Source organism: Prochlorococcus sp. ALOHA_ZT_50, assembly GCF_022447305.1.
Classification (GTDB): domain Bacteria; phylum Cyanobacteriota; class Cyanobacteriia; order PCC-6307; family Cyanobiaceae; genus Prochlorococcus_A.
This window is the reverse complement of sequence record NZ_JAKVCI010000007.1, coordinates 26,754-40,458: the sequence shown is the minus strand read 5'-3', so window position 1 is coordinate 40,458 and position 13,705 is coordinate 26,754. Positions and strand designations below refer to the sequence as shown.

Here is a 13,705-nt window from a genome sequence, read left to right as displayed (position 1 = left end):
AATGGAAATTATTGAAAAAATAAAAACTAATAAATCGGATGATAACCTAACAGAAATACAAAAAATCTGTCTTCATAAATTACAATCAAGCCCTCTCCCTAATCCTAAAAGTGAACTATGGAGACTTTCAAATAAATCAAAATTGTCAAACTTTTTAGATTACTCAGTTAATGAAAAAGATTCAAAATTTGATATACCATATCCGAAAAATTCTCAAAGTACTATTAGATTAATAATTGGTGAGAATTGCCAAATTAAATTAATAGAGAAAAATTATTCAATACAGCAATTAAGTGAGGATGAATTACAAAAATATATCAAGGAACAGATATCTTTTTTTAAGCAAAACGAAAATTGGAGTGACCTACTAAATCTGTCTTTAAGTTGTAAAAATAATATTTTGGGATTAAAAATAAATGGATCAAAAATTCCTCCTATTGAAATTTTTAGTCACGCATCAAGTAATTCTTTAAACGCAAAAACCCTCGTAATATTTTTAGAAAAGAATTGTGATGTTGAATTATTACAAGTAAATCTTGGTAAAGAAAACTCTTCATTATCTCAATCAACTTTCTTTTGCTTGAAAGAAAATAGTTCCGTAAATCATGGTGTTGTTTCTTACGGTGAAAACAGATCCAATCTATTAAATTCTCTCAATGTAATTCAACAAAAAAATAGTGCATACAACTTAGGATCTTTACATTTCAAATTCAATTACGCGAGATTTGAAATTAGTATTAAACAATCTGCGGGAAACGCTAAAACAAATATCAAAGGTATGCAAATAACAAAAAAAGATGAGCAAATTTCAACCTATACAAAAATAGAATTTAATGGCCCAAATGGATTTCTAGATCAAATTAATAAATCACTTGCTGATGATAAATCACATGCAATATTTGAAGGTTCAATAATAGTTCCGAAAATTGCCCAGAGAACTGATGCTTCCCAATTAAGCAGAAATTTACTTTTATCAAATCTCGCACAAATAGATACCAAACCTCAATTAGAAATAATTGCTGATGATGTCAAATGCAAACATGGAGCTACAATTTCGCAACTAAATGAAGAAGAACTTTTTTATATGCGAACAAGAGGGATCACATTAACAGAAGCAAGTAAACTACAATTAAGTTCTTACTTTCAAGAAATAATTTCATTTATTCCCATTTCAAAAGATAGATGGGATTTGCTTGATAAACTTTTAAATGAGAATTAATGGAAACGATTCAAAATTTTCCTGAAATAACGAAGAAAGACTTTCCTCTTTTAAATAAGAACTTAAAAAGTAATGAGCAAATTATTTATTTAGACCATGCTGCAACCACACAAAAACCAATACAAGTCTTAAAAAAAATTGATGAATATTACAAAAACTTTAATGCCAATGTACATAGAGGGGCACATCAATTAAGTGCTAAAGCAACAGAAGAATTTGAAAATGCACGATATTTAATTAGCAAATATATAAAAGCGAATTCAGCAAAAGAAATTATTTTCACAAGAAATGCTACTGAGGCAATCAATCTAGCAGCTAGATCATGGGGCGAATCTTCATTAAAAGAAAACGATGAAATTCTCTTATCAATAATGGAGCATCATAGCAATATTGTTCCATGGCAAATGGTTGCAGCAAAAAATAAATGCAAATTAAAATTTATAGGTATAGATAAAGATGGGAAATTAGATATAGACGACTTTAAATCAAAACTAACATCTAGAACTAAACTTGTTAGCCTAGTACATGTTAGTAATACTCTAGGTTGCTGTAATCCAATCAAAGAAATAACTAAATTAGCTAAACAAAAAGGTTCTTTAGTGTTAATAGATGCATGCCAAAGTTTGGCTCATCAAAAACTGGATGTGATTGATCTTAATATAGATTTTTTAGCTGGATCAGGACATAAACTATGCGGTCCTACAGGTATTGGTTTCCTCTGGTCAAGAAAAGAAATCCTAGAAAAAATTCCTCCTCTCTTTGGAGGTGGCGAAATGATTCAAGATGTTTTTGAAGAGACAAGTACTTGGGCAGAGCTACCACACAAATTTGAAGCTGGAACTCCAGCCATTGCAGAAGCAATAGGTCTTGCAGAAGCAATTAATTATATTAACAATATTGGATTGAATGAAATTCATGAATATGAAAAGACTATTACTAAATATTTATTTGAAAAATTAAATCAAATAGAAAATATTGAAATCATAGGTCCATCGCCGGAGATAGATCCAGACAGAGCCTCACTTGCCACCTTTTATATAAAAAATATACATTCAAATGATATTGCTGAAATTCTTGATTCAAAAGGAATTTGCATCAGAAGTGGTCACCATTGCTGTCAACCTCTTCACAGATACATTGGAATTAAATCAACAGCTAGAATCAGCATGAATTTCACAACCAATAAGGAAGAAATTGATATGTTTATAGAAAAATTAAAAGATACTATTGATTTTCTAAAAATCAATTCTTAAATATTCAAAGCATTTTTTAAAAATTCCTGAGATTTTTGCATTACTACTTCTTTATTTTCAATATTTCTAAAACCATGCCCTTCATTATCAAAAAAAATAACTTCTGAATATTTATTATTCTGAATCAAAATTTCTTGAATTTTTAAAGTTTGTTTATAAGAAATAACTGTATCTTTTTTTCCATGAAACAATAAGATAGGTTTTTTTATTTTGTTAATATGATTTATCGGTGATCTATTTATATAATCATCATGATTTTTTGCATAATTTCCTACCAAAGAATTTAAATAATCTTTTTCAAACCTATGAGTGTTGTAATGCATATCCTTCAAATCAATAACAGGATATTTACAAATTGCTGCTGTAAAAATAGACCCATATAATAAACAATTCAGGGCAGTTAACCCACCAGCACTATTCCCAAAAATTACTACTTTTTCACTATCAACTTGATTTGATTTAATCAATTCAAGAGCTAGTGCTTTGCAATCATAAGAATCAACAATACCCCATTTATAATTCAACCTCTCTCTATATGCTTTGCCAAATCCTGATGATCCTCCATAATTGACTTCAGCAACAAAAAATCCCTTCGACGTCCAATATTGAACTTCAGAATTATATGATCCATCAAAACATGAAGTTGGTCCGCTATGTGCTCTAACAAGGAGCGGTGGCTTTCTAAAATTTTCAACAAGCGGTCTATAAAGAAAACAATGAGTTGATTTATCTTCAAAACCTTTAAACCAAAATGTTTCAGGTTTTGAACAATCTTTTATATGATCAAAAAATATCTGCTCAGAAAAATTTGATAAAACTTTTTTTGCAAAATCAATTTCAAATACAATTCCCAAAAAATCAGATCCATAACCTTTTAAAAGAACTTTTTTCCGAAAAACACTGAAATCACTTATTGAGGTAAAAGGAGTAGAAAATTCTTTAACAAATTCAAGATCTTTATATTGTTCCACTATTAAACTATTTTCTTTTTTTGCTACACAAAATAAATTTTTTTTATTCCCTGAAAAAAATGTTATTCCAGTGACCCATTGTGGTGCTCCATATTCAATCAAATTTCTCTCTACTCTTTTCTTAATAAAAATATTCTCAATTTCACTAACATCTAAAAACAATAAGTTCCACCATCCAGAACTATCTTCAGAACATACTAAAAGTGTTTCACTTATCCAATAGGGTTGAAAAAAAGAAACGTTTTTTTGGGAATTTATCAGCTTATTTGAGAATTTTTTTATTTTTTGTATCTCACCATCTTGATCTATTTGAGCAAAAAACAGCTCATTTTTCTCCCAGGGCATATATGGAGAATCCCACTCTATCCAAGAAAGTAAGTTAGCAGATGTATTAGAAGATAATTCTCCAGCAAAATTTTTAAATTTTTTTATTCGATGAATATCTTGTTTAGTTTTTTTTAAATTTAAAGAAAATAAATAATCTCTATTATTTATTTCGCAAATTCCATACAATAAATTTTTTTCAGAAATGACAAATGAAGAATCAAAATTTCCATCAATTGATTTAGATAGTTGATTAGGTTCTTGAACTGAAACGAGATATTTATTTTGGCTTCTATAAGTTGACGCTGCCTCTTTAAAAATTTGAAACCATACTGCCTTGGTAATCTGATCTATCCATATCAAATAAAAATTATTTTTAAAATTTATACATTTATAAGATTTACCACCATATCCATGAAAATTATTTTTAATATTATATTTTTTACTTGTTAATTGCTGGGGAATAGCTTCTTTGACATTAAATGGTCTTGCAAAAATGGCATTTTCATTTTGACCTTCACCAACAACATCAATCCAAAAAATGGTATCCCTAATAATAGTTAATTCCTTGAAAGCATTTTTTTTAGATTCAGTTTGCCTAACTTTTAACTTATCATCATTACTCATTTAAAAAAATATAAAGAAAGTAAATTAAAGTGCTAGTATTTTTATAGCTAAACTCTTAATTAAAAACTTTTTTAACGTGGCAAACCATTTTTCACAACTTGCAAAAAAGTCAAGAACAAATGGAAGCTCAGAAAAAATTGCAAAAGAACAAACAGGTAAGCCATCTCTAGACATTTATAAACTTGGTGATGATGTATTAAGACAAAATTCCAAAAGAATAACTAAGGTTGACGAATCGATTAGAAAACTTGCTAGAGAAATGCTTCAAAGCATGTATGCAGCTAAAGGAATTGGACTTGCCGCACCTCAAATTGGTATCAACAAAGAGCTTCTTGTCATAGATGTAAATTTTGAAGATTCAGCAGCAGAACCTTTAATATTAATCAATCCAGAAATTACAGACTTTGGAACAACCCTTAATTCATACGAAGAAGGCTGCTTGAGTATACCTGGCGTCTATTTGAATGTAGTAAGACCATCAACTATAAAATTAAAATTTAGAGATGAAATGGGAAGACCACGTAAAATGAAAGCAGATGGACTTCTGGCGAGGTGTATTCAACACGAAATGGATCACTTAAACGGAATATTATTTGTTGATAGAGTTACATCAAAAGATGATTTGAACAAAGAACTTATAAAGGAAGGGTTTAACGAAAAAGACGTAATTTCTATTAATTAATCTAATGACTGAAACTACAATATTTCAAAAAATAATTAATGAAGAAATACCCTGCGATAAGCTTTATGAAGATGAGTTTTGTATTGCGTTTAATGATATCCAAGCGCAAGCACCAGTACATTTTTTAGTGATTCCAAAAAAGCCAATTATTAGTTTATTAGATTGTATTGAAGAAGATGCAAATTTATTAGGGCATTTACTTTTTGTTGGTAGCAAAATAGCTAAATCAAAAAATTTAACTAATTGGAGAACAGTAATTAATACTGGAGCAGAATCGGGACAAACAGTTTTTCATTTACATATTCATTTTTTATCTGGAAGAAAAATGAATTGGCCCCCAGGTTAAAACTCTCGAAAGAAATATTAATGGGTTATAAATAAATAAAAACAAAATGAATACTCCAGAGTCCTTAAATACAGAATCTAAAAATTTATTCAATTTAATTTCAAAAAATTGGGAAGAGCTAGATGATTCACTCAAAACTAAGTTAATAAAAATTTGGAACGTTTTAACTTATAAATGGCAATTACAAATTTTATTTAATTTACCTTTTCTACTATGGTGGGCATTAGATAAATCTTTTCCAAAAGTTCATGAATTTGATGCAACAATCTTGAATTACTTGAATTTACCTGACTGGGCACTTTCATTTATTGGCTTTGGTCAATAGACTGCTAAAAGTTATAATTTATTTCATAACACTAGTCGAGTAATGAATAAAGCAGTTAATAATAAATCCAAAATACTGTACCAATTACAAAAATTAAGGAAGCTATCTCAGCCATTTTTTCTTCCCATAGATCAATGTAATGGATTTCAATTCATATGGCTTTTGATTTCTCTTTTATTTTGTGTTGGTGGAGTAGTACTTGTTGGTCTTACAGGAATAATCAGTTTTTTTGAAAGCTTTCAACCAATTTTTCTTGAAAAGTATTTCGGAGGTGTAGTAAGTACTGTCAATTCAATTTGGGCTGGTAGCTGGGGATTGCTTTTCTCTGCCTTATTTCTAATTGGATCAGGGAGCTTTTTTAGCTTAAGACGTCAATTAAAAAACCGTAGATGGTTACATTGGTTATTCCTTGCGATAATTGTATTAATGCTTTTAGCTGTAAACGGAATAAACGCAGGTATTGGATTCATTGCAAGAGATTTAACAAATGCTTTAGTAGAAAAACAAGAAGATGGGTTTTATCGGATATTGGGGATTTACGCTTGTTGTTTCGCTGTGGCTCTACCAATACGTGTTTCCCAAATATTTTTTACATATAAGTTAGGAATAATTTGGAGAGAATGGCTTTCAAAAAGTTTAGTCAAAGATTATATGACTAATAAAGCTTATTACCAATTAAATCCCAATGATGAAGAACAAACCGATGTAGATAATCCTGATCAAAGAATCACAGATGATACCCGAGCTTTTACCGGGCAAAGTCTCTCTTTCACATTAGGTATTTTTGATGCCCTACTAACATTTTCACTTAATATTCTTATTTTATGGAGTATTAGTACAACACTTACTTTTTCTTTATTTGGTTACGCTGCATTTGCAACTTCTATCCTTTTAATTGCTGGAAAAAATCTTGTAAAGATTGACTTTGATCAACTCAGATATGAAGCAGATTTTCGATATGGCTTAGTACATATTAGAGATAATGCTGAATCAATAGCCTTTTACTCTGGGGAGAATCCTGAGCGAAGTGAAACTGAAAGACGCTTAGGAGAAGTGGTGAGAAACTTTAATTTACTGATTATATGGAGAGTAATAATAGACGTCATGAGAAGATCCATTAATTATGCTGGAAATTTCTTTCCATATTTAATAATGGCAATCCCTTACTTTAAAGGTGATATTGATTATGGACGCTTTATTCAGGCAAGCTTTGCATTTGGAATGGTTGAAGGTTCGTTATTTTTCATTGTTAATCAAATCGAAGAACTTGCAAAATTTACTGCTGGTATTGGCAGATTAGAAGGATTCCAATCAAAAGTTGAATCCATTAGTCAAACCAACCCAACAAGCAATCAAAACGTTATTTCAGATTACCCCTCAATTCTTATTAATAATGCTGACCTTTGCCCACCAGGATCAAATAAAACAATAATTAAAAATTTAAATTTAAGCATCGACAATAATCAATCACTTTTGGTTGTAGGACCATCTGGGTGCGGAAAAACATCTTTACTAAGAATGATTAGTGGTTTATGGGAACCCGATCAGGGAGTAATTAAAAAACCAAAAATTGGGGAATTATTATTCATACCTCAAAAACCATATATGTTACTTGGTTCTTTAAGGGAACAATTATGTTATCCCACAGAAGTTAAGAAATTTAGTGATGAACATCTTACTTCTGTACTTCATGAAGTAAATTTAAAAACCTTAGTGGATCGGTATCCTAATCTTGATATCAAACAAGATTGGCCACGAATTCTTTCCCTAGGCGAGCAACAAAGATTGGCTTTTGCAAGACTCTTACTAAATTCTCCAAGATTTGCAGTACTTGATGAAGCAACAAGTGCTTTAGATATTAACACTGAAAAAAAACTATATAGTTTACTAAAGGAACGAGAACTTTCTCTTATTAGTGTTGGACATAGACCTAGCTTAAAAGATTTTCACGAGAATATTTTAGAATTAAATGGACAAGGAGACTGGAAATTATTGACTTCTGATAAGTATAATTTTAAGGATTAACAAAAAAAATGAATTCTAAAGAAGAACAAACTAACTCAGAAGTCACTAATTTAGAGAATGAGAGTTTTATAGAAGAGCAAAAAGATCCGAATCAGATCAATGAACAAATTGAAGACAATAAATTAGATGAAAAATCTATAGAAATTAAAGATGAATATAAATTTGGATGGAGTAGTTATTCTGAAATAACTAATGGAAGATTTGCAATGATTGGCTTCCTTGCAATAATATTGATTGAATTATTTAGTAAACAATCGTTTTTAAAATGGGCAGGAATCTTATAATTAATCATCAAATCTAGAACTGTTATCTCTAGGTTTCTTCTTGTTTGTTCCAACGTTATATCTACTATTTTGATTTTTTGAACTTGATCTAGCTGAAGAGCTTACTCTACGAGTCTCACGTGGTTTTTTGGCTTGATTAGCATCTTTAAATGAAGCATCTTCTACTTGAGCTGTTGAAGTTTGCTGCCTAATAGGGGATCTAGTAGGTTTCTTTCTTAATGGAGAAGAATCAGCAGGAGGAGAGATATTATCTTGTCTAGAAACTGTACGATTCATTCTGGGTCTTGACCCTGTTTTAACTTCATCGCGAGATAAATTTCTTCTCTCACCAAAGTTATTTGTTTCTGGTTGTTTACTATTTCTATCTTCAGAAGTCTGTCTTCTCCTTCTTATAGGTTCGTCATTTTCAAACTGACTTATTTCCCTTGTAGATGGCCTACTTCTACTTGCTGCAGCAGAGGGTATAGCTCTTGAAACATTCCTCCTACGAGATCTCCCCTCCATATAGTCTTCTTCAAATTCATCTTCTTGAGGTTTAAATCTTCTGGATGGTCTTTCAGATTCTTCAAACCTATCATAATCGTCATTAAATCGGCCTCTAGAATTTCTGGGAACATCAGAAATAGGATCATCATCAAAATAAGATGACCTTCTAGCTTGATCAGTAGCAACTCCCCTCAATCGCACACTTTCATATGCGAAAAAAACTGTAGTTCCTGCTAATAAAAACTGACCAAACTGAAGGATAGGATCTAACCTCCAGCCTTGAAAAAATAATATTCCTCCGCACAAAAGTCCAATTGCTGCGAAGAAAACATCATAATCCCTTGCCAAGGCAGGCTTAAAGGACCTCAAAAAATAAAGGCCTCCTCCACATACCGCGAGAACTATACCAACAATACTGGCCCAATTGAGACTAGCATTGACCACATTCTTTCTCCAAAAATTTATTTTTTAAAGGGTTACTTATATCCCCTATATATAGTGTACTTAAAACTTCTACAAAAACTAGCGTCTTCCAGTAGAAGTACGATCGAGGGAATCTTTCTGGCTGACAAAAATCAAAAATGCAGTGGCTGGAATAACGATAAGTAAGGCAGCGGCAATAAAACTACCTATCATTCCAACTGCGGAATTATTTGCAACTTCAGCAGAAAAATCTGCGGCTAGTAATAAATTTGAGATTTGAAACACTTTTTAAATATTAAATTCTCAATTTATAATACGAATTAAATACGTTTCAATGGGTTATTTATTAAGATGAATTAAATAATTGTGATTTCCTTGCTTGTAAACTCTCTTCAAATTTTAGATATTAGTTTAGGAATTTCTCTTTCATATCTAACTATAGTTTTTCTAATAAGATTAATACTTACTTGGTACCCAAAAATTGATTTAAGTAAAGGTTTATGGTTATTAGTTTCAATACCATCAAGCTCTATTCTTAATTTAACAAGAAAACTAATTCCTCCTATTGGAGGCGTTGATGTTGGACCCGTAATTTGGATCGGAGTTATAAGCTTTTTAAGAGAAATTTTAGTCGGTCAGCAAGGGCTTATAAAACTTGCATTGCATACACATATTTCATAGAAATCATTTAATTATTTCTCAGTAATTTGGCAATAATTCTTCTTCTACATATTTAGTATGTATCTTACCCTGCTTAAATTTAGATTTATTCAGTAAGGTTAGATGAAAGTTAATTGTTGTAGGAATACCAGTTACTGCACATTCATTTAAAGCCCTATTCATACGTTTAATTGCAGTATTACGATCTTTTCCCCAGACTATTAATTTACCAATTAATGAGTCATAGAAAGGAGGTATTTCATAGCCTGTATAAACATGACTATCCACCCTTACACCAGGGCCACCAGGAGGAAGCCACCCAGTTATTTTTCCAGGTGATGGTCGGAAATTGTGAGAAGGATCTTCAGCATTGATTCTACATTCAATGGCATGACCGTTTAAATGGATATCATCCTGATTAAATTCCAAGTTTGCTCCGCTTGCGATTTTAATTTGCTCAGCTATTAAATCAACTCCTGTAACCATTTCAGTAACAGGATGTTCAACTTGAATCCTAGTATTCATCTCCATAAAATAAAAATTATCATCATCATCAACTAAAAATTCAACTGTCCCCGCCCCTTCGTAGCCGATACTTTTTGCAGCAGCAATAGCTGCGTTCCCCATTTTTTTTCTTAGCTCAGTATTAATTGCAGGACTAGGAGACTCCTCTAGTAACTTCTGATGTCTTCTTTGAACTGAACAATCTCGCTCTCCTAAATGAACAACATTACCCGACCTGTCGGCCAAAATTTGAATTTCTACATGTCTTGGCTTCTTTATAAATTTCTCCATATATAAACCATCATTACCAAAAGCTGCTTCTGCTTCGCCTTGAGCTGCTTTAAACATTTTTTCTAGATTATCAGAGTTTTCAACCAACCTCATACCTCTTCCACCTCCTCCAGCAGTCGCTTTAATAATTACCGGATAGCCAATATCATCTGCCAATTTATAAGCCTCATCAACATTTGATAACAAGCCTTTACTACCAGGTACTGTTGGAACTCCAACTGCTTCCATAGTTTCTTTAGCTGTAGATTTATCTCCCATAGATCTAATAGCTTTAGGAGATGGGCCAATAAAAACTATGCCGTGATCGTTACACATCTCAGCAAATTTATCATTTTCCGCAAGAAATCCATAACCAGGATGAATAGCATCAACTCCTCTCGATGTAGCAGCAGCAAGTATATTTGGAATATTTAAATAACTCTTATTACTTAATGAATCTCCGACGCAAACCGCCTCATCAGCAAGCTGAACATGCAATGCTTTTTTATCTACAGTGCTAAAAACTGCAACGGTTGCAATACCTAGTTCTCTACAACTTCTGACAATTCGTAAAGCTATTTCTCCACGATTAGCAATTAAAACTTTTTCAACCATTATGAAAATAAAATTGAAGAAATGAAATGACTTAAAATAAAAAATTATTTGCCAAAGTATTCAACAAAATTTTTTAGTGATCAGAGGACATTTTTTACAATACAACCTAAAACGTTATATATGTATAAATATTTGTTTTATGCAATAGAAAAATTATTCATCATATTCAAAAAAACTCTTTTCGAACTACATGCTTATTTCAGCCAATAATGTATGATATTTTTAAGGTTTAGGTATCCCCCGGTTGCTGAAAACCCTTTGCGGACGTGGCGGAATTGGTAGACGCGCACGTCTAAGGAGCGTGTGGCTTCGGCCTTGCGAGTTCAAGTCTCGCCGTCCGCATTTAATGTATTCTGGTTTAACTGCAATGAAAAAAAAATCAGTTGCAGTAGTTATAATTTCCAATGGTCCTGGTGAATTAACTACATGGGTAAATCCTGTAGTGGATGAGCTTAACAAAATAAATAAATCACTATGTGATGAAGATAAACAAGATTTCACTCTTAGGTTAGTCCTTGTTCCTTGCCCAAATGCCACTGGTAAAGAATTTTTAGTTGCAAATTCATGGAATAAATTCGAATTAATTACAAAATCCAAAAGTTTTTGGAAATTATTAATAAAGCCACATTCTTTTGCTAATTGGCCAAAAAAAGGGGTAGTTATTTTCCTTGGTGGGGATCAATTTTGGAGCATTTTATTAGCTAAAAGATTAGGTTATTTAAATATCACATATGCTGAATGGGTTTCGCGATGGCCTAAATGGACCAACGAAATTGCTGCTATGAATGTAAAAGTAAAAGAGTTAATACCTAAAAGATATAAATATAAATGTAAAGTCATTGGCGATTTGATGGCAGATATCAAACTTAATAGCGAAATATCATTAAGAAATAAAGAAAAACACTACATTGCATTGTTGCCTGGTTCTAAGAAAGCAAAGCTTTCTGTTGGAATTCCTTTCTTCTTAGAAGTTGCAGATCATATCGCTAAAGAAAATCAAAATATAAATTTTATAATCCCCATTGCACCAACTACTGATAAAAGTGAATATTTATTTTTTCAAAGCAACAAAAATCCAATTGCTAAATATTACTCATCAAAAATCAAAACAATTAAAAACTTCAAAGACTCTCGTTTTGATTATGTAATTGAAACATCAAAAAATACAAAGATTTATCTAATCAAGAAACATCCTTGCTATGAAATATTAAAAGAATGTGATCTTGCAATTACAACTGTAGGAGCAAATACTGCAGAATTAGCAGCAATTAGTCTTCCAATGTTAGTTGTTCTGCCAACTCAACATTTAAATATGATGAATGCCTGGGATGGTATTTTTGGAGTAATTGGAAAAATTTCATTCATAAATAGATTCCTAACTTTTATAATTAAAAATTTTTATTTTAAAAAAAAGAAGTTTTTTGCTTGGCCAAATATTAAAGCTAAAAGAATGATTGTCCCTGAAAGGATAGGTAATATTTCGCCAATAAAAATTGCAAGAGAAGTATTATTTCTTATTAAAAATAGAGATCAATTAAAAAGTATTAGGGATAATCTACACAAAGAAAGAGGCGATAAAGGTGCTGCAAAAAAACTTGCTTCTATAATTGTTAATTCAATAAAAAAACTTTAACAATTACCAGGGATCATCAATTTCAAACTTTTCTGATTTTTTATTATCTTGAACTAAATTTTGTTCATCTAGTGGTTCAATATCTAAAGTTTCAGTTGCATTTTGAATTGGTCTTTTCGAAGCTAAATTAGTAGTTGATTGTTTCTTTTGCTTAAAATCAATATTGTTTTTTTCATCTATTTGATTAACACTATTTTGATTCTCGATCTGATCAGAATCATCATTATCCATGTATAGCTTTTTTCTGTTATTTATTTCCTCTGCAGAACCCTTTATTTCAACATATTCAAGTTCATCTTCATAATCATCTTCATAATCATCTTGTTCAACAACTTCTTCATATTCCTCGACCAAATTGTTTTGCTGTTCTGATTCAGAACCTGAAAGTAACTGATTCTCAACAGGTACAAGATTTGCTGAGTATCCATTTGCTTCCCTTTCATCCCATGAAGAACCCCCGACTCCAAGTTTCTCAAGTAGTCCACTACTTAGTTGCTTCAATTTCTCTTCCGCACCTTCATAAACAATAATCCTATCGGTACCACTACTTACAATTTCCTCAACAGGTATTTCCCAAGTACTTAAAACTCCCTCACCTAAAAGCGGAACACCAACAGCACCCATAACAAGAGATATCAAATCCCCAGTCTCAATATCAAAAGAAAAGCCAAGAACTCTTCCTAAAAGTTGTCCAGATTCTGTAATCACTTGACAATTAATTACCTTCCCATATCTTTCTGGAGAAAAACTCTCACTCAAAGAATCTAGGGAGTCAACTAATATGACATCTCCAACTTGCTTTATACTTTCTAAAGGCATCCATTTTGGCAAACCTGGTAAAAATCTTGTAAGTGGATTATCTCTTAGTCCCAAAGCGACCACCTCTCTTCTATCAATATCAACAACAACTTCGCCAACTACGCCTAGCCGCCTTCCAGTATCAGTAGTTATCACTTGTGTTCCCATTAATTCTGACCTTAACCATAAACGTTCACTAGGAACCGAGTTAGGGAGATTCTTATTAGCAGATGTGTTAGACAAGCTCATAAATTTCTTTT

General features: G+C 31.5%; 14 protein-coding genes and 1 tRNA gene. 10 read left to right on the top strand and 5 right to left on the bottom strand.

Annotation, left to right across the window (positions count from 1 at the left end; genetic code table 11):
* The first annotated feature begins 1 nt into the window (after position 1).
* Both MK115_RS02025 and MK115_RS02020 read left to right on the top strand, forming a co-directional pair.
* Positions 2-1,219 carry a SufD family Fe-S cluster assembly protein gene (locus MK115_RS02025; RefSeq protein ID WP_287608726.1) on the top strand — a complete coding sequence of 406 codons (1,218 nt, stop codon included), beginning with the start codon at positions 2-4 and terminating at the stop codon, positions 1,217-1,219.
* Complete coding sequence (locus MK115_RS02020; RefSeq protein ID WP_287608724.1) at positions 1,219-2,472, top strand: aminotransferase class V-fold PLP-dependent enzyme; 1,254 nt, start codon at positions 1,219-1,221, stop codon at positions 2,470-2,472. The genes MK115_RS02025 and MK115_RS02020 overlap by 1 nt, the downstream gene beginning before the upstream one ends.
* Here the strand turns inward: MK115_RS02020 and MK115_RS02015 are convergent.
* Positions 2,469-4,394, bottom strand: coding sequence for an alpha/beta hydrolase family protein (locus MK115_RS02015; protein ID WP_287608722.1), 1,926 nt, complete (start codon positions 4,392-4,394; stop codon positions 2,469-2,471). The two genes, MK115_RS02020 and MK115_RS02015, sit on opposite strands and share 4 nt — an antisense overlap.
* Positions 4,395-4,470: 76 nt before the next feature.
* On the opposite strand from MK115_RS02015, the gene def reads away from it, so the two are divergent.
* From def to MK115_RS01990, 5 genes are read left to right on the top strand one after another with little or no spacing between them, the layout of a single operon-like run.
* Positions 4,471-5,076, top strand: coding sequence for a peptide deformylase (gene def, locus MK115_RS02010; RefSeq protein WP_271475742.1), 606 nt, complete (start codon positions 4,471-4,473; stop codon positions 5,074-5,076).
* 4 nt (positions 5,077-5,080) lie between these two features.
* Positions 5,081-5,422: a histidine triad nucleotide-binding protein gene (locus tag MK115_RS02005; RefSeq protein ID WP_287608718.1), complete on the top strand. Its 342-nt coding sequence runs from the start codon at positions 5,081-5,083 to the stop codon at positions 5,420-5,422.
* A gap of 46 nt (positions 5,423-5,468) precedes the next feature.
* Complete coding sequence (locus tag MK115_RS02000; protein ID WP_025955030.1) at positions 5,469-5,747, top strand: hypothetical protein; 279 nt, start codon at positions 5,469-5,471, stop codon at positions 5,745-5,747.
* Positions 5,748-5,789: 42 nt separating this feature from the next.
* Entirely contained in the window at positions 5,790-7,772 is a 1,983-nt protein-coding gene (locus MK115_RS01995; RefSeq protein ID WP_287608714.1) for an ABC transporter ATP-binding protein/permease, read from the top strand.
* A gap of 8 nt (positions 7,773-7,780) precedes the next feature.
* Positions 7,781-8,056 (top strand): CAB/ELIP/HLIP family chlorophyll-binding protein, encoded by a 276-nt coding sequence (locus tag MK115_RS01990; RefSeq protein WP_287608712.1) that lies wholly within the window; start codon positions 7,781-7,783, stop codon positions 8,054-8,056.
* On the opposite strand, the gene MK115_RS01985 is transcribed toward MK115_RS01990, so the two are convergent.
* Entirely contained in the window at positions 8,057-8,986 is a 930-nt protein-coding gene (locus tag MK115_RS01985) for a Ycf66 family protein (protein WP_287608710.1), read from the bottom strand.
* A 78-nt stretch (positions 8,987-9,064) separates the two neighbouring features.
* Positions 9,065-9,250, bottom strand: coding sequence for a photosystem II reaction center X protein (psbX, locus tag MK115_RS01980; RefSeq protein ID WP_025905805.1), 186 nt, complete (start codon positions 9,248-9,250; stop codon positions 9,065-9,067).
* A gap of 90 nt (positions 9,251-9,340) precedes the next feature.
* Between psbX and MK115_RS01975 the strand changes: the two genes are divergently transcribed.
* Positions 9,341-9,646 carry a YggT family protein gene (locus MK115_RS01975; RefSeq protein ID WP_287608812.1) on the top strand — a complete coding sequence of 102 codons (306 nt, stop codon included), beginning with the start codon at positions 9,341-9,343 and terminating at the stop codon, positions 9,644-9,646.
* Positions 9,647-9,664: 18 nt separating this feature from the next.
* On the opposite strand, the gene accC is transcribed toward MK115_RS01975, so the two are convergent.
* On the bottom strand, positions 9,665-11,014 hold the full coding sequence (accC, locus tag MK115_RS01970; RefSeq protein ID WP_011862099.1) for an acetyl-CoA carboxylase biotin carboxylase subunit: 1,350 nt from the start codon (positions 11,012-11,014) through the stop codon (positions 9,665-9,667).
* A 260-nt stretch (positions 11,015-11,274) separates the two neighbouring features.
* On the opposite strand from accC, the gene MK115_RS01965 reads away from it, so the two are divergent.
* Positions 11,275-11,356 (top strand) — tRNA-Leu (locus MK115_RS01965).
* A 4-nt stretch (positions 11,357-11,360) separates the two neighbouring features.
* A complete protein-coding gene (locus tag MK115_RS01960; protein WP_287608695.1) occupies positions 11,361-12,647 on the top strand; it encodes a glycosyltransferase family protein in 1,287 nt (428 codons plus the stop codon).
* 3 nt (positions 12,648-12,650) lie between these two features.
* Here the strand turns inward: MK115_RS01960 and MK115_RS01955 are convergent, their stop codons facing one another.
* Positions 12,651-13,694: a PRC-barrel domain-containing protein gene (locus MK115_RS01955; protein WP_287608693.1), complete on the bottom strand. Its 1,044-nt coding sequence runs from the start codon at positions 13,692-13,694 to the stop codon at positions 12,651-12,653.
* Positions 13,695-13,705: the final 11 nt, after the last annotated feature.

Coding starts and splice junctions, on each gene's coding strand:
- MK115_RS02025 (WP_287608726.1), top strand. CDS start 2: ATGGAAATTATTGAAAAAATAAAAACTAATAAATCGGATGATAACCTA.
- MK115_RS02020 (WP_287608724.1), top strand. CDS start 1,219: ATGGAAACGATTCAAAATTTTCCTGAAATAACGAAGAAAGACTTTCCT.
- MK115_RS02015 (WP_287608722.1), bottom strand. CDS start 4,394: ATGAGTAATGATGATAAGTTAAAAGTTAGGCAAACTGAATCTAAAAAA.
- MK115_RS02005 (WP_287608718.1), top strand. CDS start 5,081: ATGACTGAAACTACAATATTTCAAAAAATAATTAATGAAGAAATACCC.
- MK115_RS02000 (WP_025955030.1), top strand. CDS start 5,469: ATGAATACTCCAGAGTCCTTAAATACAGAATCTAAAAATTTATTCAAT.
- MK115_RS01995 (WP_287608714.1), top strand. CDS start 5,790: ATGAATAAAGCAGTTAATAATAAATCCAAAATACTGTACCAATTACAA.
- MK115_RS01990 (WP_287608712.1), top strand. CDS start 7,781: ATGAATTCTAAAGAAGAACAAACTAACTCAGAAGTCACTAATTTAGAG.
- accC (WP_011862099.1), bottom strand. CDS start 11,014: ATGGTTGAAAAAGTTTTAATTGCTAATCGTGGAGAAATAGCTTTACGA.
- MK115_RS01960 (WP_287608695.1), top strand. CDS start 11,361: ATGTATTCTGGTTTAACTGCAATGAAAAAAAAATCAGTTGCAGTAGTT.
- MK115_RS01955 (WP_287608693.1), bottom strand. CDS start 13,694: ATGAGCTTGTCTAACACATCTGCTAATAAGAATCTCCCTAACTCGGTT.